At 46.2% G+C, this 20,575-nt stretch carries 20 protein-coding genes; 18 read left to right on the top strand and 2 right to left on the bottom strand.

All coding sequences use genetic code 11. The annotated features are described in order from the left end of the window. Window positions 1-121: 121 nt before the first annotated feature. The 4 genes from M662_RS16555 to M662_RS16540 all read left to right on the top strand — a co-directional run bounded on the left by M662_RS16555 (window position 122) and on the right by M662_RS16540 (window position 3,463). The gene (locus tag M662_RS16555; RefSeq protein ID WP_162129315.1) at window positions 122-436 is read left to right on the top strand and encodes a hypothetical protein; all 315 of its coding nucleotides are present in this window, start codon (window positions 122-124) and stop codon (window positions 434-436) included. A gap of 95 nt (window positions 437-531) precedes the next feature. Then, window positions 532-2,079: an IS21 family transposase gene (gene istA / locus M662_RS16550; protein WP_051348847.1), complete on the top strand. Its 1,548-nt coding sequence runs from the start codon at window positions 532-534 to the stop codon at window positions 2,077-2,079. Beyond that, entirely contained in the window at window positions 2,076-2,840 is a 765-nt protein-coding gene (gene istB / locus M662_RS16545) for an IS21-like element IS643 family helper ATPase IstB (protein ID WP_026577073.1), read from the top strand. Before istA ends, istB begins: the two co-directional genes overlap by 4 nt. A gap of 32 nt (window positions 2,841-2,872) precedes the next feature. Beyond that, window positions 2,873-3,463 (top strand): hypothetical protein, encoded by a 591-nt coding sequence (locus M662_RS16540; RefSeq protein ID WP_162129314.1) that lies wholly within the window; start codon window positions 2,873-2,875, stop codon window positions 3,461-3,463. 125 nt (window positions 3,464-3,588) lie between these two features. On the opposite strand, the gene M662_RS16535 is transcribed toward M662_RS16540, so the two are convergent. Together M662_RS16535 and M662_RS16530 are read right to left on the bottom strand one after the other, a co-directional pair. Further along, entirely contained in the window at window positions 3,589-3,789 is a 201-nt protein-coding gene (locus M662_RS16535) for a hypothetical protein (protein ID WP_026577964.1), read from the bottom strand. A gap of 81 nt (window positions 3,790-3,870) precedes the next feature. After that, window positions 3,871-4,122, bottom strand: coding sequence for a helix-turn-helix domain-containing protein (locus tag M662_RS16530; protein ID WP_051348904.1), 252 nt, complete (start codon window positions 4,120-4,122; stop codon window positions 3,871-3,873). Window positions 4,123-4,352: 230 nt separating this feature from the next. Between M662_RS16530 and M662_RS16525 the strand changes: the two genes are divergently transcribed. From M662_RS16525 to M662_RS16460, 14 genes are all read left to right on the top strand, one after another. Further along, window positions 4,353-5,399 carry a lactonase family protein gene (locus M662_RS16525; RefSeq protein WP_026577966.1) on the top strand — a complete coding sequence of 349 codons (1,047 nt, stop codon included), beginning with the start codon at window positions 4,353-4,355 and terminating at the stop codon, window positions 5,397-5,399. Window positions 5,400-5,629: 230 nt separating this feature from the next. Continuing rightward, entirely contained in the window at window positions 5,630-6,298 is a 669-nt protein-coding gene (locus M662_RS16520) for a GntR family transcriptional regulator (RefSeq protein WP_026577967.1), read from the top strand. After that, window positions 6,295-7,311 carry a TRAP transporter substrate-binding protein gene (locus tag M662_RS16515; RefSeq protein WP_026577968.1) on the top strand — a complete coding sequence of 339 codons (1,017 nt, stop codon included), beginning with the start codon at window positions 6,295-6,297 and terminating at the stop codon, window positions 7,309-7,311. The genes M662_RS16520 and M662_RS16515 overlap by 4 nt, the downstream gene beginning before the upstream one ends. 80 nt (window positions 7,312-7,391) lie before the next feature. Continuing rightward, window positions 7,392-7,892: a TRAP transporter small permease gene (locus M662_RS16510; RefSeq protein WP_026577969.1), complete on the top strand. Its 501-nt coding sequence runs from the start codon at window positions 7,392-7,394 to the stop codon at window positions 7,890-7,892. Then, window positions 7,889-9,175 carry a TRAP transporter large permease gene (locus M662_RS16505; protein WP_026577970.1) on the top strand — a complete coding sequence of 429 codons (1,287 nt, stop codon included), beginning with the start codon at window positions 7,889-7,891 and terminating at the stop codon, window positions 9,173-9,175. The genes M662_RS16510 and M662_RS16505 overlap by 4 nt, the downstream gene beginning before the upstream one ends. A gap of 8 nt (window positions 9,176-9,183) precedes the next feature. Beyond that, complete coding sequence (locus M662_RS16500; RefSeq protein ID WP_026577971.1) at window positions 9,184-10,137, top strand: D-2-hydroxyacid dehydrogenase; 954 nt, start codon at window positions 9,184-9,186, stop codon at window positions 10,135-10,137. Window positions 10,138-10,154: 17 nt separating this feature from the next. Next, the gene (locus M662_RS16495) at window positions 10,155-11,852 is read left to right on the top strand and encodes a M20/M25/M40 family metallo-hydrolase (RefSeq protein ID WP_236096523.1); all 1,698 of its coding nucleotides are present in this window, start codon (window positions 10,155-10,157) and stop codon (window positions 11,850-11,852) included. 11 nt (window positions 11,853-11,863) lie between these two features. Beyond that, the gene (locus tag M662_RS16490) at window positions 11,864-13,141 is read left to right on the top strand and encodes an aspartate aminotransferase family protein (RefSeq protein WP_026577973.1); all 1,278 of its coding nucleotides are present in this window, start codon (window positions 11,864-11,866) and stop codon (window positions 13,139-13,141) included. Between the two features lie 12 nt (window positions 13,142-13,153). Further along, a complete protein-coding gene (locus tag M662_RS16485; RefSeq protein ID WP_026577974.1) occupies window positions 13,154-14,584 on the top strand; it encodes an NAD-dependent succinate-semialdehyde dehydrogenase in 1,431 nt (476 codons plus the stop codon). Window positions 14,585-14,611: 27 nt separating this feature from the next. After that, window positions 14,612-16,015 (top strand): FAD-binding oxidoreductase, encoded by a 1,404-nt coding sequence (locus M662_RS16480; protein WP_026577975.1) that lies wholly within the window; start codon window positions 14,612-14,614, stop codon window positions 16,013-16,015. Then, entirely contained in the window at window positions 16,008-17,303 is a 1,296-nt protein-coding gene (locus M662_RS16475; protein ID WP_026577976.1) for a (Fe-S)-binding protein, read from the top strand. The genes M662_RS16480 and M662_RS16475 overlap by 8 nt, the downstream gene beginning before the upstream one ends. A gap of 172 nt (window positions 17,304-17,475) precedes the next feature. Further along, window positions 17,476-17,940, top strand: a complete 465-nt coding sequence (locus tag M662_RS16470; RefSeq protein WP_026577977.1) for a hypothetical protein — start codon at window positions 17,476-17,478, stop codon at window positions 17,938-17,940. A 180-nt stretch (window positions 17,941-18,120) separates the two neighbouring features. Beyond that, window positions 18,121-18,810, top strand: coding sequence for a DUF4867 family protein (locus tag M662_RS16465; RefSeq protein ID WP_035388272.1), 690 nt, complete (start codon window positions 18,121-18,123; stop codon window positions 18,808-18,810). Further along, the gene (locus M662_RS16460; RefSeq protein WP_035388273.1) at window positions 18,807-20,567 is read left to right on the top strand and encodes a solute:sodium symporter family transporter; all 1,761 of its coding nucleotides are present in this window, start codon (window positions 18,807-18,809) and stop codon (window positions 20,565-20,567) included. The genes M662_RS16465 and M662_RS16460 overlap by 4 nt, the downstream gene beginning before the upstream one ends. Window positions 20,568-20,575: the final 8 nt, after the last annotated feature.

The following is a 20,575-nucleotide window of genomic DNA, read 5'->3' as shown; positions in this document are numbered from 1 at the left end:
AATCGCGGCTGTAATTTTATTCATAATGTCAATAATTAATTCTATAAGACAACGGAAGTTTAATGTGAAAACTTTCTTAACTTCTTTAGTTTGTTTCCTGGTCTTTGTTGTAGGTGTTCTTTTGGATACGAGTGTTGACGTAGAGGCAGACGCAGAGAGTCCGACAGATCAAGAAGAAAAGTTTACAATTACATTGGAAGAAATGAGTTTTGACAAAGGGGAAGACGTCATCCATGCTACTTTGGAGACCAATCTCCCGGATGGGACAGTTGTTAATATGCGATTGAACGATGATGATGAGTTAAAGGATTATCCTGGTGAGAGCACTGTTGAAAACGGAGAGCTGAACGTGGTATTTGGAGATGATGAAGGGCAGTTGGTTGCTAACGGTCGATATAGTGTAAACGCTAGAATAAAGTTGACAGTTTTCGCTTGATAAGATTTTACACTTTTGCTCTATCAGCCTATTACTTTAGTAAAATAGTTGGTGACATTATTTTACTGGAGGTTAGGATTTTGGAGGAGAAATTAGTGTTGTATTTAAATATCAAAGACCTACATAAACGGAAGTTTAAAATAGCACAAATTGCTAAGGAGCTTAAGATCTCAAGACCAACTGTCTATAAATATTTAGAGATGACTTTTGAAGAAGCCAAAGCTTATACGGAACAACCGATTGGCAAGAAAAAGAAATTAGACAGCTACAAAGATTGGATACTCGCCTGGTTAGAAGAGTATCCCCACTTGAGTGCTGCACAGATACACGATTGGCTTTTAGAGAGATACCCCGACCTAGCGGTCGGTGGAAGTACAGTGAGGTCATATGTTAGAGAAGTCAGGGAAGTCTACCAAATTGAGAAGAAACAATTGGTTCGCCAATATGAGGCAATACCTGAACAACCAATGGGGAAACAACTCCAGGTAGACTGGGGTGAAACAAAACAGAAGACAACTGACCGTAAAGAGATTAAGTTGTATTTCATTGCGTTTGTACTCGCCCACTCCAGACAAAAGTATATGGAATGGCAGTCAAGACCATTTACCACGAGAGATGCGATTCGCTGCCATGAAAATGCCTTTCAATTCTACGGAGGGTGTACAGAAGAAATTGTATACGATCAGGATCATTTAATTACGGTTAGTGAAAATGCAGGACAGCTGCTTTTAACAGCTGAGTTTCAAAGTTATGTGAATGAACGTAAGTTTACGGTTCATTTGTGTAGGAGAGCTGATCCGGAATCTAAAGGAATGATTGAGAATGTAGTGAAGTACATTAAAGGCAATTTCGCAGACAGTCGAGTGTTCCGTGATATAGAGGATTGGAATCAGCGGGCCCTACAATGGCTAAAGCGTACCGGAAATTATCAAGTTCATCAGACAACAAAAAAAAGACCAGCCGAAGTGTTTCTCGTCGAAAAGCAACACTTAAAGCCGGTCTCTTCCCTACTTTCATTTGAAAGTACCAATAATCAAAGTATATCAAGAAGTGTAAGCAAGGACAATACAATCCGGTATAAGTCTAATCGATATTCCGTCCCTCTCGGGACTTATCAAACAAACGTTGATAATCATGTTTTGATTGAAGTGACAGGCCAAGAACCGGCGACGCTCGTAATTCGAAAGGAAGCAGAAAGTGAAATCATCGCCGAACACTGTGTCAGTTTAGAAAAAGGAAAGCTCATTCAAAACCGCAATCATACCCGTGATCGCTCCAAAGGGGTTGAAGAATTCAAACAACGGTTGGTCTCCTTTTTTGAAAATCAAACACAGGCAGCTACTTACTTTGACGAGATTAGCCAAAGATACCCAAGGTATCGTCGAGACCAGTTTGCGATCATTCACCAGGTCATCCAACAGTACCCAACGGTAATCGGAAAAGTATTAGCCAAATGTATGAGAGAAAAGCTGTTTAGTGCGAATGACTTTCGTGATATCGCCCAGCACATTCATAAATTACCTCATGACCCGCTAAAAGAGATAAAACCCTTTAATACCTATTCAACAAGACGTTGTCATATTAAAGCCTCTACTCGATCTTTAAATGCTTATACCAGCATTTTAGGAGGTCGATCATCATGAACAAGACAGTACAAGAATTACAAGATCAGTTTCGTCAGTTACGGCTCTCAGAAACGGCGGAGGAGCTTCCACAGCTTCTTCGCGAAGCTGAAAAATCCTCATGGACCTACTTAGAATTTCTAGAATCGATTACGCAATATGAACTAGCAAAGCGTGAAGCAAAAAGCCTTGAAAAAAGAATGAAATGGGCACGTTTTCCTTTCGTTAAGTCGTTAGATGAGTTTGAACTGAGTGGTCAAAACGTTCTGACTGCCCGCCAACTAACTCAACTCAGAGAGTTAAGCTGGCTGGAACAGCAGTATAACTTAATTATTCTCGGGCCACCCGGCATAGGGAAAACGTATATTGCCATTGGACTGGGGATCGAAGCTGTTTCCAGGGGATTCAATGTTTACTTCGTTACAATGGGGGATCTTGTGCAGCTCTTAAAGACGGAAGAGTATCTGAACAAATCAAAGGTACAACTGAAACGAATGAGAAACGCTGACCTTGTGATTATTGATGACCTGATGTATATGGCGATGGATCAACGAGAGGCAAATCTGTTTTTTCATTTAATTAACCATTTATACGAACGAAGTTCGATCATTTTGACCTCAAATAAAAGTCCAGAGGAATGGGGGCATTTGATTGGCGACCAGGGGATTACGACAGCGATTTTAGATCGTTTACTCCATCGTGTGGAAGTTATACATGGCGGAGAGAATGAGGAAAGTCATCGTATGAAAAATAGAAAAAGCATATTTTCAGCAGAAGTGTAAAGGGAAAACGAGCATAAAGTGTAAAATTCGACTTGACGTCTACATATAGTTTAGCAGCGACCATATACGTTAATGAATCCGAATATAATACGGAATTCTATGATAATAATGGGTCTGCTGAGCAAGTAGAGAATCTGGTTGATGGTGACGTGGAAGATTACTACACCCATTATATTATCACGTATGAGTCTATTGGCACAGTAAATGTCACAGAAGGGCATTCCGTGGAAGAGTCAGATGCAGCCTTTGAAGCGTATATAAAAGAGAAGAACGAAAAAGCTGAGAAAGAATTAGAAAAGAAGAAAGATAATGCTAAAGACATTCGATTTAAGGAGCTGGACAAAAATCCGGATAAATATAGTGGGGACTTTCTCAAGTACCAAGGAGAAATCATACAAATCATGGAAGATGAAACGTCAACGGTCATTCGCCTGGCTGTAACGAAAGACAGCTATGGATATGATTATAATGACGTTGTTTATGTAACGTTTGATGATACGACACCGTTTGTGGAAGAGGATATCGTTACTGTTTATGGAACGGTTTCAGGCTCTTATACATATGAATCTACAGCTGGTCATCAAATTACTCTTCCTGCTATGGAAGCGGAAGTCATTGAGTAGCTTTGCAAAATATAAAAGAGGCGTAGCGCTATTTTAGTATTCGCCTCTTTTTTGTCCCAAATTTCTAAGTGATAGGTGGATTTTTCATATAAGGATCATTTGGTTAAGAGTTTTAGGCGCTACGATTATTTCCTTCTCTCAATCTCCTTCCTCAACTGATCCACAACATAACCGACAGCCTCCTCCTTATCACGGCCTTCACGAAGACTTCCAAACTCGAAAGTTCCAAGCACGCTGCCAATGACAAAGTAAGACAAGAGACCGCACCAGATTTCAATGCAAATACGTTCCTGCTCGATGGTAAAGTAGAGATATTCTTTTTTCAATGGGGTTCACCTCGTTCGGGGAATGGTTGGAGTGTTACCGGGGATAGCGCTTGAGGAGCGGGAAGAGATAAAGGAACAGGTTTAATTATACTCTTTTATCTCTTCCGGGGTGGGATAGATTTCGTTGTATTCGATTTCTAATGCTTCCGCCACTGCTTTCATGGTGATAATGGTGGGATTTCTCTTTCCGTTTTCTAAATCACTGATGTAGGTCACATCCATACCGGCACGGAAGGCCAGCTCCTCTTGCGTCCAATTTCTTTCAATGCGGAGTTTGCGAATTTTGATTCCTACAACCACGTTGTACAACTTACTTTCAATATAATTAGCCATGTGAAAATCATCCAATGGTTTCGGTGATCTGCCCATGGACTATGAGTCAAGTTTTGGGTTTTATTTACAATTTATCGGAATTTTTCCGTGTGCGCGACTATATACATGGCCTGTTATAAGGCTGCGTTCTTTTTCTCGTTATCTGGAAAGGTGTTTCATTTTGCAATCGACTAGTTTATGAGATAATTAGATAAGAAACGCAGCACACTAATCGTTAAAGGAGTTTTGGAATGGCTAAGTATAATGGATATGTCGGTACGTATACGAAACAGGAAAGTAAAGGCGTGTACCAGTTCACGCTCGATACGGAGAAGAAAGAGCTTGGCGATGTGAAGCTCGCTGCTGAATTGAACAACCCTACGTATGTAACGGTCAGTGACGATGATCAGCATTTATATGCGGTTGCAAAAGACGGTGATGAAGGCGGCGTGACGGCGTTCTCGATCGGAAGCGACGGCGGGCTGACACCGCTGAACGGGCAGTTCGCAGCCGGATCACCTCCGTGTCATGTGAGCGTCGACCGCAATACGAATACGGTCGTGACAGCGAATTACCATACGACGAAAATTGCTTCCTATTTAACGAATGAAAACGGATCGCTGAATCCGGCTGCTTCCGTCGTGGAGCACGAAGGGACAGGCCCGCACGAACGCCAGGAGAAGCCGCACATGCACTATACAGGCTTCACGCCGGATGAGAAGTATGTCATCGCCATCGACCTCGGAAGCGACCGCGTGATTTCTTATGCGGTAAATGACGGGAAGCTCGATCAAGTCCAAGTGTTTAAGACAGCACCTGGTGCCGGTCCGCGCCACATCACCTTCCACCCGAACGGCAAATATGCCTACGTCATGACCGAGCTGAGCTCGGACGTACTCGTGCTTCACTATGACGAAAAGGACGGAAGCTTCACCCAGAAGCAGGCGATCACAACGATTCCGGAAACGTTCGAAGAGACGAACGACGGAAGTGCGATCCACATCTCGTCCGACGGACAGTTCGTCTACGCCGGAAACCGCGGCCACAATTCGATTGCGGCATACAAAGTGGACCAGGATTCCGGAGAGCTGACGTTCATCGAATGGACGTCGACGGAAGGAAACTGGCCGCGCGATTTCGTCCTTGATCCGACGGAGGAATTCTTGATTGCGACGAACCAGAAATCGAACACGATGACGTTGTTTGAGCGGGATAAGGATACAGGGAAGCTGACGCTTGTTCAGTCGGATGTGTATGTTCCGGAGCCGGTTTGTGTGAAGTTTACTTCCGGTAAATAAGAAGCTCTGTACCAACTATAAATGCGAGGAAAACAGATTTTAAATAGAAGGAAAGACCGCAGACGAATGTGTCTGCGGTCTTTTTATGCCAATTTCCGACCGAATTATACAAGTATCCACATAATATTATAATTTTCAGAAAAGTCTTGACATTGTTCATAGCGAGCAGATAGACTAGTAGTATCAAACTGTATACAGTATACAGAATATCATAATTGGAGGAAGATTTTTTGAGACCGATTGCACCGAGGGAAACATTGATGGAACAAGCATACAAAGCGATCAAGGCTTCTATCGTTAATAACGAAGTTCAGCCTGGAGATAATTTAGCAGAAGAAAGAATTGCTTCGCAGTTGGGTATCAGCAGAACACCTATACGTGAGGCATTGAAGAGACTGGCTTTTGAAGGATTGGTAGAACTGAAGAAAGGCAGCAAGGCGAAAGTGAGCTCGGTGACTCCTGAGAATGCTTATGATTATCAATTGATTCGGGAGCGTTTGGAGTCGATGGCTGCAGGACTGGCCAGCCGTTTTGCCACAGCGGAGGACGTCGAGCGGTTGACAGAAATATGTGTGAAGCAGAAGGAGTCCATAGATGAAAGGGATTATCACCAATTTATTGAATTGGATTATGACTTCCATTCTACCGTGGCAGACATATCGCAAAACGAGAAGTTAAAAGAATTCATAGAAAACCTGTACAGCCAAATCCAGCGTTTCTTAATCCTGACAAGCACACTGTCTGATAGTGCGATAGGTGCGGTGGAAGAGCACTACCGAATTATCGAAGCAATTAAGAGTAATGATCCCGTGTTGGCTGAGCACTCCATGGAAGAGCACATCAAGCAAGTGACGAGACGGATCATTAACTATAAACAAGAGGAGGAAGTTAAAGGATGAAAAAATGGTTATTACCCTTAGCCGGCATTTTGTTATCTTCTGCTTTAGTAGGTTGCGACAGTAAAGAGGCGAGCTCCAATGGTGGAGATGGTGACACGTATGAAATACGGGTCGCTCACCTAGTGAGTGAAGAACAGTCGACACATGTTGCTCTGGAGTCCTTCATCGATCGGGTGGAAGATCGATCGGATGGCCGCTTGAAGATTGAAGCTTATCCGAATGGATCGCTATATGGATCGGATCGGGAAGCGATTGAGGCCGTACAGATGGGCAACCTGGAGATGACGATTCCAGCGGTCGCGCCATTATCAGGCTTTAACAGCAAGTTTATGGTTTTTGATTTACCTTTCTTGTTCAAGACGAAAGAAGCGGCTTACTCCGCACTGGATGGCGAGCTTGGACAGTCACTCTTATCGGACTTGGAAGATGAAGGGTTTAAGGGGCTGGCCTTTGGGGAGAACGGATTCCGTCACATGACCAACAATAAAGGTCCGATCGAGAGCCCTGAAGATTTGGAAGGATTGAAACTGAGAACGATGGAGAATCCGGTTCATACCGATACGTTCAACGCTTTAGGAGCGAATGCTTCTCCGTTTGCCTTTGGTGAACTGTACACTTCTTTGCAGCAGGGTACATATGACGCAATGGAGAGTCCTATTTCATTGATCTATACCAACAAGTTCTATGAAGTACAGGATTACCTGACGAAGAGTGGTCACTTTTATGCAGCAACTATCTTGTTGATGAACAAGGATTTCATGGATGATCTTCCGGAAGACCTGCAAACGATTCTTGAAGAAGAAGCAGAGACCTATCGCGATGAGCAGCGGAAGATTGCCAGTGAGCAGGATGAAGAATGGGTGAAAGAGCTGGAGAAAGAAGGAGTTAAGATCAATGAACTGACAGATGAGCAAAAGGATGCGTTCATTGAAGCGACCAAGTCGGTTTATACAGATTACGAAGATGAAATCGGCAAAGACCTGATTGAGCAGGCGAAAGCTGCCAACGAATAACAGGATCGAATTGGTGGGGTGTTCCTGCCTCACCAGTTCATCTGTTCCTGACGAATCAGCTGGAATAAAGGAGCGACAATATGAAGCAGTTTTTAGATGAAAGGTTAGAAGAAATCCTTATCGTAATTACCATGGCTTTAATGGTGCTTCTGATTTTCTATCAAGTCGTGTCTCGTTATGTTTTCAATGACTCGATGAGTTGGACAGAAGAACTGGCGCGGTATATACATATTTGGCAGGTTTGGATAGCGGCGAGTTTCGCTGTGAAGAAAGGCAAACATATCAAAGTAGAAATGTTCAAGGATCTGCTTCCTAACCTGTACAGGAGAATCATCGACTTCATTGCTTTGGCTTTATGGTTCTTCGTTGCAGTCACCCTGGCTTATGTAGGAAGTGATGTCATCCTAAGCTTGATGGAGCAGGGACAAGTGTCACCTGCCATGAGGATTCCAATGTGGTGGGCGTATCTTGCTATTCCTGTCGGCGGTTTGCTCATGTCTATCCGCTTGATCCAACAGTTCATTCGCTTGTGGAAACATCCTGATCAGGAATATTCTTCATCAGAGGGTGAGAGCCTATGACCATTTTAATATTATTTGGAACTCTGTTTCTATTCATCATTATCAATGTCCCCATAGCCATTGCACTCGGTTTATCGTCTATCTTCACTATAATGTTCGCCACTAACATGAACCTCACCATCGTTGCACAACGAGCTTTCACTTCCCTTGATTCTTTTCCTTTAATGGCTATCCCTTTCTTTATGCTTGCCGGAATTCTGATGGGCAAAGGAGGGATATCCAAACGTATTCTCAACTTCGCCAGTGCTCTAGTCGGCTGGATTGTCGGCGGACTGGCCATGGTTACGGTCGTAGCTTGCATGTTCTTCTCTGCGATTTCGGGTTCCGGTCCAGCGACGGTTGCTGCCATCGGTTCCTTCATGATTCCTGAAATGAAAAGGCGTAACTATGGAGAAGGCTTCGCTGCCGCCATCACCGCAGCCGCTGGTTCCATCGGGGTTATCATTCCTCCAAGTATTCCCTTTGTCCTTTACGGGGTTGTGGGAAGTGTGTCTGTCGGAAGCATGTTCTTGGCAGGAATCCTGCCGGGAATATTAATCAGCATCTGCCTGCTTGCGATCTCCTATGTTATTTCGAAGAAGAATAACTATACAGCTGCGGTAGAGTCTTTTTCCTTTAAAGATGTTTTACGAACTTTCTGGGATGCGAAATGGGCGCTTCTCATTCCTTTCATTATCTTAGGCGGAATTTATGGAAGTATCTTTTCTCCAACGGAAGCTGCTGTTGTAGCGGTCGTCTATGCCATTGTTGTCGGTGTCTTCGTGTACCGGGAGCTGAGCTGGAAAGATGTCTATGCTTCCCTGTCTGAGGCGGCTGTGATCAATGGGGCGACGATGATCATCATCGGATTATCCATTTCCTTCTCTTTCTTGATGACTTCCGAAAGAGTGCCGATGACGATTGCAGAATACCTAACGAACCTTTCGCAGAATCCGCTGGTCATTCTCTTATTGATCAACATTCTCCTTCTTATCGTCGGTGCGTTTATTGATACGATCTCTGCTTTAGTGGTATTAGCGCCGATTCTATTGCCTGTCGTGACTGCGCTGGGTGTGGATCCGATTCATTTCGGCGTCATTTTAGTCGCTAACTTAGCTATCGGTTTCATTACTCCTCCTGTAGGGGTCAACTTGTTTGTAGCATCTAATATCAGCGGAACGAGGATAGAAGTCATATCGAAAGCGATCCTGCCTATTTTACTTATGCTCATCCTTTCTTTATTGATCATTACCTATGTTCCTTCTTTATCACTGTATTTACCTGAATTATATGAGGGGAGGTAAGTGGGACCATGATTGTCAGTACTTCTGATGAATGGAGAGAATCTCATGTATCCTGCTGGAAGGAGCGCTATGACGAAGAAGTCTATATTTTCAATGGAATCGAGGAGATTCCTAAGGAAATCCGCTCTCGGACAGATGTGTTAATTACCTTCGGGAATGATTTGACCGCAAAGAACATTCATGATTTCCCATCTTTGAAATGGATCCAATTGTTAAGTGCGGGACTTGAGGATCTGCCGTTTGAAGAATTACGGAAGAAGGGTCTCTATATCACCAATGCGAAAGGCGTCCATTCTATTCCGATGAAGGAGTATGTCATCGGTGCGATGTTACATTTCGAAAAACATTTCCATCGTTTTTTGAAGCAGAAGGAAGAAAGGGTCTGGGAAAGGGAGACGCTTGTCGGGGAACTCATCGGGCGGAAAGTGCTGCTGTTCGGTACAGGGACCATCGGTACGGAAATTGCGAAAGCATCGAGTTATTTTGGAATGCGTGTGGATGGAGTCAATACCCGTGGCAGGGAGGTTGATGCCTTCCACCATGTATATGGATTGGAGGAAGGTCTGGATAAGATCGGGGAGTACGATTACGTGATCTCCGTCCTTCCACTCACGGCTTCCACAAAGAATGTGTTCTCAAAAGAAAGGCTGGCCACCCTTGCAACCGACAGTGTATTCATGAATCTGGGACGGGGAGCGGTTCTGGATGAGGAGGCCCTTGTACATATGTTGAAGACCGGAAGATTGAAAGGCGCGGTTCTCGACGTTTTCATCCAGGAGCCTTTACCAAGGGACCATAGTTTATGGGAGGTACCTAATCTGCTGCTGACCCCTCATATGTCTGCCAAGTCCAATCATTATATGACTCGCTGCATGGACATTTTGCTGGAGAATTATCAACGGTACCGGAGTAACGATCCTGCCAATATGAAGAACTTGATTGATATCAGCAGGAATTATTAATAGAGAGGAGTCATGATATGTCTAATCCTATGCAGACGAATGAATGGGTCACGCAGAGTCCGGAAGCCCTATTTGATCAAATTAAAGGTCTTTCTGATGAAGAGAAAATGGAGCGTATAACCGAAACGCTTGTCCGAATTAGAAGTATCAACGGTACAGCAGGAGAAGTCCATATGGCTGAATACCTGGAAGCGTTCATCCGCGCCTTCCCCTATTTCCGAAGCAACCCGTCCCACGTTTGGACACAGGAATTACCGAATGATTCCTTAAAGAGGCGGAATGTTTATGCCCTTGTAAGAAAAGCGGCAAGCAGCCAGACAATTCTATATCATTCTCATATGGATACCGTAGGCATTGAAGATTATAGAGATATCAAAGCGATCGCATCTTCCCCCGAGGAGTTGAAGGAGCATTTCTCCAAGTACTCCGACAATCCTGAAGTCAGAAGCCACGCCCGGAGCGATCAATGGATGTTCGGCAGAGGGGCGCTGGATATGAAGAGCGGCATTGCTGTTCATATCGTCAATCTTCTGCACTTCTGCTGTCATTTGGAGGAGTTAGAAGGGAACATCCTGTTGATGTTGAACCCGGTAGAGGAGAACGAACACACGGGAGTAATCCAATCTATCCATGAATTGAAAAGAGTCCAGGAGGATCTCGGACTGTCTATTCAATTAGCTGTAAACAGCGACTTCGTAACGGAGCTTTATCCCGGTGATCCTCATTACTATATTTATACGGGTGCCGTCGGTAAGCTGCTGCCCTGTTTCTCTATAAGCGGGAGGGAAGTGCACGTCGGGGAAACCGTTAAAGGGGTGGATCCGACCTTGGTTTCTTCTGAAATCAATATAAGGATCAATAATAACATGGAGCTCTCCGAAAAGATGGAAGGCGAGCATATGCTGCCGCCCACGTGTCTGCAGCAAAGAGATATCAAAGACTTCTATAATGTACAGACTCCGCCGTACAGCAGGCTTTATTTCAACTATTTCATTTATGAAGCTTCTCCTGATGAAGTGATGAGGAAGCTTGTCGAACAGGCGGAGGACGCTTGCCGCTCGGCCAAGTCTCACATGGAAAAACAATACAGGACCTTCATAAAGCAAGGGGATTATCCGGATACGGAAGCGCTGCACTGGGATATATCTGTCTATACCTTCGAAGCGTATGTGAATTACTTGGAAAGTCATGGGATAGATGTGAAGGCAGTAACCGATCGAATGACTGATCCAGATGGTATGGATAAAAGGGAGATGGCCTTCCATGTAGTCGAAACCCTGCAAGCACTCGATCCTGATAAGAAGCCGAAGGTCATTGTATTCTTCGCACCCCCTTATTGCCCGCACAATTATTTAAGGAACCATGTGGAAGAGGAGAGAGAAATCCTTCACATCCTTGATACCGTCATTCAGAAGAACAAGCTGGAAGATAAAGTGGCGGTAAAGAAATTCTTCCCGTTCTTATCGGATAGCAGCTATCTTTCGCTTCATGATTCTAATGAAGAGGTGAAGTCGCTGATCAACAATTTCCCGGAGTACGAGAAGATTTACCCTGTTCCAATCCAGGAAATCAGAAAGCTGAACATCCCTTCTATAACCATGGGGGTATTCGGGAAGGATGCTCATAAATACACGGAACGCGTTTATAAACCATACAGTTTTCGGATATTACCACACCTTATTCGTGAGGTGACGGTACAAGTTCTTAATAAATAGGAGGAACATGAATGGTACAGACGACGAAGAGTTTATATGCAAGAGCGAAGGAAGTCACGCCTCCCACCGCAGCCCGTGCGACGGAGTTAGGGATAGTTAAAGCAGAGGGGCATTACTTGATCAGCGAGGAAGGTACGCGCTATCTGGACTTTGCCAGTGGAGTAGCAGTAACGAACGTCGGTCACAATCATCCGGAAGTCGTGGCAGCTGCGAAAGCCCAGGTGGATGAAATGATCCATGGAGGCCACAACGTTGTGTATTATCCTTCCTACGTGAAGCTTGCAGAGAAGCTGAACGAGCTTAATGGTGGAGAGCAGATGGTTTATTTCAGCAACAGTGGAGCGGAAGCGAATGAGGGAGCTCTTAAACTGGCAAAGAAAGTGACGAAGCGGCCGGCGGTCATTTCCTTTAAACGCGGGTTTCATGGGAGAACGATAGCGGCTACATCCATTACAGCATCGAATGCCGCGTATCGCAAAGATTACGAAGGTCTACTTCCGAGTGTCTACTATGCGGATTATCCATACGCTTTCCGAACGGGACTATCAGAGGAAGAGGAAGTGCAGCGGTGTTTATACCAACTGGATGAACTGTTTGCCTTTCAAGTGGACCCGGGGAGTGTGGCGGCGATCATTTTGGAACCTGTTCAGGGAGAGGGTGGCTATATCGTACCTCCGGTGACGTTCCTAGAGGAGCTGCGATCGCTTTGTGACAAACATGGCATTCTTCTGATTTTCGATGAAATACAAACAGGGTTCGGCCGGACCGGGGAAATGTTCGCCTATCAGAATTTTGGTGTGAAACCGGACATCCTTACCCTTGCCAAGGGAATAGCATCCGGCTTTCCGTTAAGCGCGATTGTCGCGCCTAAAAGGATTATGGAGCAGTGGTCCGCCGGTACGCACGGGGGCACGTATGGAGGCAACCCAGTAGCCTGTGCTGCTTCCTTAGCTTCCATCGAAATCCTGGAGCGGGAAGGGCTGTCCAATGCTAAAGAAAAAGGTGCATATTTCAAAGAACAGCTGCATCAGCTTCAACGACGTGTCGCAGGGATTGGAGATGTACGGGGGATCGGCTTAATGCTTGCCATTGAATTGACCAATCCGGACGGCTCCCCTGATTCAGATGCACTCACAAGAATCAGACAAGCGGCACTTGAAGACGGGGTCATCCTATTAGGATGCGGAACGAAAAAGAATGTCCTGCGATTTATCCCGCCGACGACGGTGAAAAAGGAAGAAATCGATCGTGTCATTACGATAGTAGAAAAAGTATTGGATGAGAAATAGGGAGGGCCAGACATGTTATATATAAATGGAGAGTGGAGTCATGCGTCATCGGGGGAAACCATCGAAGTGGTGAATCCGGCCACGGGCGACATCGTGGATAAGGTGGCGAAGGGCGGGGCGGAAGACTCTGAGCGCGCTATCGCCGCGGCAGATCGATCATTCCAGATCTGGAAGAAAAAAACGGCTAAAGAGCGTAGCACGTACCTGCGGAAAACGGCGGATTATCTAAGAGAGCATGCGGATGGCTTGGCAGAAATAGTGACGAAAGAGATGGGAAAACCGCTGGCTGAATCCAAAGGTGAAGTCAACCTTGCCATTGATTATTTGGATTGGTATGCAGAGGAAGCGAAAAGGGTGTACGGAGAGATCATTCCAGCCTCCCACCCATCCAAGCGGTTACAAGTGTTCAAGGAACCGGTCGGTGTGACGGCGGCGGTCACTCCCTGGAACTTCCCGGTTGCGATGATTACAAGGAAGGTTGCTCCTGCCCTGGCTGCCGGATGTACGGTCGTAGTGAAGCCTGCTTCCGCTACGCCTCTTTCAGCCATGAAAGTGTTTGAAGCATTTCACGAAGTGGGACTTCCAGCAGGCGTTGCGAACCTTGTCAGCGGTTCCGCTTCCGCTGTTGTCGGAGAAATGACGAGAAATCCGAAAGTGAAAAGAATCACCTTTACAGGATCGACGGAAGTCGGAAAGAAATTGATGAAGGATTCAGCGGATACGGTGAAGAAGATGTCGATGGAATTAGGAGGACACGCACCATTTGTCGTGTTTGATGATGCGGATATAGACCTGGTTGTCGATAGTGTCATCGGAAGTAAGTTCAGAAATGCAGGACAAACGTGTATCTGTACAAACCGAATTTACGTTCAAGATACAATCGTAGACGAGTTCTCCCGGAAATTCGTTGCTAAGGTGAAGGACCTCACCATCGGTAATGGATTGGAAGAAGGGGTGGAAATCGGTCCGTTGATTGATGAATCTGCAGTGGCGAAAGTAGAAGAGCAGATTCAGGATGCGAAAGGGAAAGGCGCGGCTGTCCTTTGTGGCGGGAACCGCTTAAGTGTTCCAGGAATGGATGGAAGCAGCTTCTATGAACCGACCGTTCTAGGGGGAGCAACCGATGACATGTTGATCACACAGGAAGAGACGTTCGGGCCTGTGGCACCCATTTATACTTTTTCTACGGAAGAGGAAGCGATTGAACGCGCCAACCACCCGGATTATGGACTAGCCGCTTACTGCTTTACGAAGGATCTGGCTCGTTCCTACCGGTTGGTGGAGGGCTTGGAATACGGGATTATCGGAGTGAACGATCCGGTTCCCACCACCGCACAAGCTCCGTTCGGAGGGATGAAAGAAAGCGGAATCGGGCGCGAAGGCGGACATCAAGGAATCGATGAATACTTAGAAGACAAATTCGTATCGATCGGAAGTATTTAGGGAAAGTCTTGGATAGGAGGGGAAGGGATGAAGCACTGGCTGGATGAACTGAAAGAGGGGATACCGGCTCCGCGCATCATCACAGACTTGGCTGGAAGGTATTCTTATAGCTTCGATGCTTCGTTCGGGGAACACCTGCCTGAAGCAGTGATCCAAGTCAAAAGTAAACAAGAAGTGGTCCACTGTATGAGAGTGGCCAACAGCTTTCACATACCTGTATATCCAAGAGGCCAAGGGACATGCTTAAGCGGCGGTCCCTTGGCTGTTGACGGGGGAATGGTACTGGACCTCTCGCAGTGGCCGGAGGAAATCACGATGAGTGCGGAAGATTTAATCGTCAAGGTATCTCCAAGTGTCCGTACAGCACGAATCAACGCAGAAGCGGAGAAGCATGGGCTGATGTACCCGCCGGACCCAAGCAGTGCCCACGTATCTACGATTGGTGGAAACCTGGCTGAAAATTCCGGAGGTCCCCGCGGGTTGAAATATGGAGTGACGAAAGACTATGTTCTTGGTCTCGAGCTGGTTACACCAGAGGGCGAGCTCATCCGAACGGGAGGACAGACCATCAAGAATGTGACTGGTTATGATTTGACGAAATTGATTGTCGGCTCAGAAGGGACGCTTGGTGTCATTACGGAAGCAACGTTGAAACTCCTGCCGAAACCGATTGCCAAACAAACGATCATGGTCGAATTCAATGATATCCGGACAGCGGGAGAAGCGATTTCTCGTACGCTGACCTCAGGGATTCTACCATCCAAAATGGAAATGATGGACCATGCCTGTATCCGTGCCGTAGAGAACTTCAAACCATCCGGCCTTCCGCTCGATGCTGCATCCATTATTATTATTGAATTAGACGGTCATCCGGAAACGCTGAAACTGGAGACGACGATGATGAAAGCCATCATGGAGCAAATAGGCGCCCGTAGTATGGTCATCCCCGCTTCAGAGGAGGAAGCAGCTGCTATTTGGCATGCAAGGAAGCAGGTTTCGCCGGCAATCGCAAAGATCAAGCCGACCAAAATATCCGAAGATGCTACCGTTCCTCGTAGTAAAATTCCGGAAATGATGGATCGATTGCAGGAAATCAAGGAGAAATATAAGGTGGAGATGGTTGTCTTCGGCCATGCCGGCGATGGAAACCTCCATCCGAATATACTATGTGATAAGACGAATAGAGAAGAGATGCTCCGGGTGGAGAAAGCAGTGGAAGAGATCTTTCTAGCAGCGATAGCTCTCGGAGGAACACTTTCTGGGGAACACGGTATTGGAACGATGAAAGCGCCGTTTATGGAAGCGGAACTGGGGGCCGTAGGATTAGATATGATGAAACGCGTCAAGGATAGCTGGGACCCGAACGGGATTATGAACCCAGGCAAGATTTTCCCGGAAAAAGGACAGAAGCTGGTGCTTGCGGATGGATAGTGTAAAAGAGCTGCAACGTGTCATTAAGTACGATAAAACATTCGATTGTGTTCAATGTGGCTACTGTCTTCCAGTTTGCCCCACCTACGAGACAATGGAACGGGAAACACACTCTCCACGCGGCCGGATCAACTTAGTGAAAATGGCTGGCGAAGGCAAGATATCCATCGGGGACCTGGTGGAGCCGATAGAGAAATGCCTGGGCTGTATGGCTTGCACATCCGTATGCCCGACGAATGTGCAGTATGGGCAGATATTAGAAGGCGCGAAAGAAGTAATCGAGTCCACGAAAGAAAAGAAAACATGGCAGAGAAAAACAGAAAACTTCCTGTTTGAATCCTTTTTCCCTTCAAGTAAATGGATGAACTTCTTAGGGAATGCTACTTGGCTCTACCAAGTGTCGGGTCTGCAAAAAGGCGCCCAGCGCTTAAAGGTGACAGATCGATTGCCGCTTCACTTAGGTGCGTTTGAAAAAGCCATTCCTCCTCAGCCAGTGCCGAAACACAGAAAACGTGCAAAAAGGTACGTGCGGACACGCCCGGCGAAAGGCAGAGTCGCTTTCTTCACCGGCTGTGTCATGGATGGTGTTTTTTTTGACACCAATCAAAATACGGTGGAGCTGCTGCTGCGGAGCGGCTTAGAGGTTGTCATACCGGAACAGCAAACCTGTTGCGGTGCCCTGCATGCGCATGCAGGGAAGGTGGAAGAATCCAAAGAGCTCGCCAAGCGCAATATTGAAGCGTTTGAAAACGAGGAGGTCGACTATATCATCAATAACGCCGGGGGCTGCGGCGCTCGCCTGATTGAACTCCATCATCTCTTTGAAGAAGACCCCGAATGGTACAACCGGGCAAAGAGCTTCACTTCTAAAGTGATGGATATTTCTGAAGTCCTTCTTAACGTCGATGGTCTGAAATTCCTTAAGCCTGTACATAAGACAATCACGTATCAACCTTCCTGTCATATGACCAATGTACAGAAGGTCATCACACCGCCCCTTGAGCTGTTGAAACGGGTGCCCGGTATCACGTTGAAAGAGCTGGACCGTCCTGAGTTCTGCTGCGGCTCTGCCGGGATTTATAACCTAGTAAACTATGAAGAGTCGATGGATATTCTGGATGTGAAAATGAAGGATGTCTGCTCCAAGGAAGCGGATACTGTCGTTACGACTAATCCCGGCTGTTTGCTGCAAATGAAGTTAGGGATAGAAAGAGAAGGGAGAACGGAGAGTATGTCAGCCGTTCACCTTGTGGATCTATTACTGGAGGCTGATCCGGAGCCTCAATAGGAGCGTTTCTTTATAACAGGCATGGGCTTTGTTTTAGCTCATGCCTGTTATTTACATGCACTATAACAATTCTATAACAATTACGCCCCCACTTTGTTGTTTTTGTGGTTAATGAAGGAATACTGGAGGAAATAGGGAATACATAGGACTATGTGAGGAAGGGGGAAAGGGTATGAAGAAAAATCCGATTGCTACAGCGCTGTTTATTCTCGGCGTGTTATCCATTGTTGGAGGGATCATTTTAGGCTTGGTTTACGGAACGGAGGAGCCGTCCTATGGCTACGATCAACGAACACTTGGATGGTCCTTCGTCATCTACGGGGTCGTCTGGGGAGTCGTGTTACTGGGATTCTCTGAAATCATCAAACTGCTGCAGGGAATCTATAACCAAGGAGCGCCGGAGAAGGAGCGGGACAAGGAGGACATTCCCACGCCATCGTCGACTACAGACGCAGGGATTTCAAAAAATGTATCTACCGCCGCGAGAAGTGAAATCATAAATTTTTATAAGAAGAAGGGGGTAACGGTTGAGGGAATCGAGGCTATGGAAAAGGAATACTTTTACCTCGTTACGGCCGGTGGGAAACAGGAAATCGTGGAATTGGGTGGGTTTAAACCGATTGTCCATCCTTCCTGAACAGGACGAAGAGCGCAGACTATGTCTGCGTTTTTTTGTTATCTAAAACAACAAACTATGAAAAGTTATCTCAAAATTAAAAAAACACTTGCTTTATTGAATGCGCTTCCATTAGAATAAGACTCAAAGATAGGTAGTGATGTTTAATTAAAGGTTCATACCTTTTGGAGGAGGAAGCATATGCTGAAGCAGTTGCAGGACCTTAATCAGTCGATGAATGTGGAAGATGTCAGATCGAAGTCCTTTATACGTTACGGAAGAGTGTTGGAGGATTTTCCTTTTCAGAGGTTCGAGGAACGGATGGCCCGCACGTTGATTCCGGAGGAGGGTAATGAATATGTTCCCGGGTCAGCGGAGTTGGAGGAACCCGAATTGAAGTCGCTTTTGGAACGAAGGTACTACGGGGGGATGAGCTGTCAGATTGGATACTGTAACGGCAATAATTCGAACCTGGGTGGACTGGAGTACCACAAAGGCAGTGAGATCAACGTCGCCATGACGGATATGGTGTTGTTGTTAGGGCACTTGAATGAAGTGGAGGATAATTCATTCGATACGGGATTTCTGAAGGCATTCTACATACCGAAGGGCACAGCGGTGGAAATCTATCAAACGACTCTGCACCTGGCACCTTGCAAAGTAACCGCTGACGGATTTAAATGCATGGTCATCTTGCCGGAGGGTACGAATACTCCCTTGGAAGAGGAACAGGCAGGGGAAGACCCTCTGCTTTACATGAAGAACAAATGGCTTCTTGCTCACGAAGAGCATGACAGGTTTGTCTCTAATGGCGCTCATGTCGGGATCAAAGGTCCGAATGTATTTGTTCAGTTTCTGGAAAATGAATTCACTCAAGGAGGAAGGACATGAATAGCATCGCTTTTACTCTGATTACATGTGTATTCTTTATGGGACTTGTCGGTTGGATCTCTTATCGGAAGGCGAAGGGCCAGGTCAATGATTCGGATGGATACTTCTTGGCAGGACGCGGTCTGACAGGGGGATTCATAGCTGGTAGTCTGCTTCTGACGAACTTGTCTGCGGAGCAGCTGATCGGATTGAACGGACAGGCGTACAGTGCGAATCTATCCAACATGGCTTGGGAAGTCACGGCACCGATTGCTGTCATTATCATGGCGCTTGTCCTCTTGCCGAAGTACTTGGGCGGGGCCTTCTCCACGCTGCCGGAATTCCTCAGCACCAGGTTCGATGATGGTGTGAGACGGTACATTGTCCTGTTGTTCATGCTTGGTTATGTATTTGTTACGATTCCTTCGGTTTTGTATTCGGGAGCACTGGCAGTCCTGAAATTATTCGACGTCCCGGGCCTTCTCGGAATTTCGTTTGAATCCTCGGTTTGGTTAGTGATATGGATTATCGGAATCATCGGTGCAGTTTATGCTATTTTCGGAGGATTGAAAGCGGTTGCGATTTCGGATACGTTAAATGGGATCGGATTGCTGTTCATCGGTCTTTTGATTCCTGTTCTGGGGCTACTGGCTTTAGGTGATGGAAACCTTTTTCAAGGGTTCAAGACGATGACGACCGATCATGCGGAGAAGCTGAATGCGATAGGGTCGAAGGATGATTCTATTCCGTTCTCCACCATCTTCACGGGCATGATCTTCATGAACATGTTCTATTGGGGAACGAACCAGTATGTGATCCAGCGTGCGCTCGGTGCGAAGAACTTGGCAGAGGGGCAGAAAGGGGTTCTGTTTTCAGGATTCTACAAGCTGATCGTTCCTATCCTGATGATGATCCCGGGGGTCATCGCCTTCCATCTGTACGGAAGCGGGATGCAGACGATGGATTTGGCTTATCCGACGATGGTGACGAACCTGATGCCTACGATCTTGTCCGGTTTGTTCCTTGCTGTCCTTCTTGGAGCGGTGTTCTCAAGCTTCAACTCCTTGTTGAACAGTGCAGCAACGATGTTCGCGCTGGATATTTATAAGCCGAGCTTTAAACCGAATGCCAATGATGAGCAGCTGGTAAGGGTCAGTAAGTATTTCGGAACGATCCTGGCGCTGATCTCTTTCTTCATCGCGCCGTTACTGATGAATGCACCGGAAGGGCTTTGGAATATCATCCGCCAGTTCACGGGATTCTTCAACATTCCGATCATTGCGATTGTTCTCGTTGGAATCGCATCTAAGTTCGTTCCACCGGTGGCAGCGAAGATCGTCGTGGTCTTCCACGTCGTCACCTATTACATGCTGGTATGGGGTCTCGGACAGTTGTTCGGCATCGAAATCACGATGAGCTTCGTCCATATTTCCGGCATTCTGTTTGTTATAGAAGTAGCGATTATGCTTGTCGTCGGTTATATGAAGCCGCTTGCTACTCCTTATTCCGTCAAGTACAGCCCGAAAGTGGACATGGTCCCTTGGAAATATGCACTGCCTACAGCTGTCGTATTACTAAGCTTGATGGTTTTCGCCTATATCGTGTTCTCTCCGATCGGCCTTGCTTATCCGGATGCGATCGTTTCGAACTGGTTCTGGATGGCGACAGCTTTATTAGCGGGAGTGACCGCAGTCATTCTTATGGTGGCTAAGAAGAAATGGGAAAATAAATACGTACGATCACAAGAAGAGCAGTTGAAAGAAGCGGGAAATTTATAATTCGAATC

Origin of the sequence: Bacillus sp. SB49, from assembly GCF_000469135.2 — a bacterium.
Taxonomy (GTDB): Bacteria; Bacillota; Bacilli; order Bacillales; family Halobacillaceae; genus Halobacillus.
This window is presented reverse-complemented; position numbering and strand designations above follow the sequence as displayed.

Coding starts and splice junctions, on each gene's coding strand:
- istB (WP_026577073.1), top strand. CDS start 2,076: ATGAACAAGACAGTACAAGAATTACAAGATCAGTTTCGTCAGTTACGG.
- M662_RS16530 (WP_051348904.1), bottom strand. CDS start 4,122: ATGGCTAATTATATTGAAAGTAAGTTGTACAACGTGGTTGTAGGAATC.
- M662_RS16525 (WP_026577966.1), top strand. CDS start 4,353: ATGGCTAAGTATAATGGATATGTCGGTACGTATACGAAACAGGAAAGT.
- M662_RS16515 (WP_026577968.1), top strand. CDS start 6,295: ATGAAAAAATGGTTATTACCCTTAGCCGGCATTTTGTTATCTTCTGCT.
- M662_RS16510 (WP_026577969.1), top strand. CDS start 7,392: ATGAAGCAGTTTTTAGATGAAAGGTTAGAAGAAATCCTTATCGTAATT.
- M662_RS16505 (WP_026577970.1), top strand. CDS start 7,889: ATGACCATTTTAATATTATTTGGAACTCTGTTTCTATTCATCATTATC.
- M662_RS16500 (WP_026577971.1), top strand. CDS start 9,184: ATGATTGTCAGTACTTCTGATGAATGGAGAGAATCTCATGTATCCTGC.
- M662_RS16495 (WP_236096523.1), top strand. CDS start 10,155: ATGTCTAATCCTATGCAGACGAATGAATGGGTCACGCAGAGTCCGGAA.
- M662_RS16490 (WP_026577973.1), top strand. CDS start 11,864: ATGGTACAGACGACGAAGAGTTTATATGCAAGAGCGAAGGAAGTCACG.
- M662_RS16485 (WP_026577974.1), top strand. CDS start 13,154: ATGTTATATATAAATGGAGAGTGGAGTCATGCGTCATCGGGGGAAACC.
- M662_RS16480 (WP_026577975.1), top strand. CDS start 14,612: ATGAAGCACTGGCTGGATGAACTGAAAGAGGGGATACCGGCTCCGCGC.
- M662_RS16475 (WP_026577976.1), top strand. CDS start 16,008: ATGGATAGTGTAAAAGAGCTGCAACGTGTCATTAAGTACGATAAAACA.
- M662_RS16470 (WP_026577977.1), top strand. CDS start 17,476: ATGAAGAAAAATCCGATTGCTACAGCGCTGTTTATTCTCGGCGTGTTA.
- M662_RS16465 (WP_035388272.1), top strand. CDS start 18,121: ATGCTGAAGCAGTTGCAGGACCTTAATCAGTCGATGAATGTGGAAGAT.
- M662_RS16460 (WP_035388273.1), top strand. CDS start 18,807: ATGAATAGCATCGCTTTTACTCTGATTACATGTGTATTCTTTATGGGA.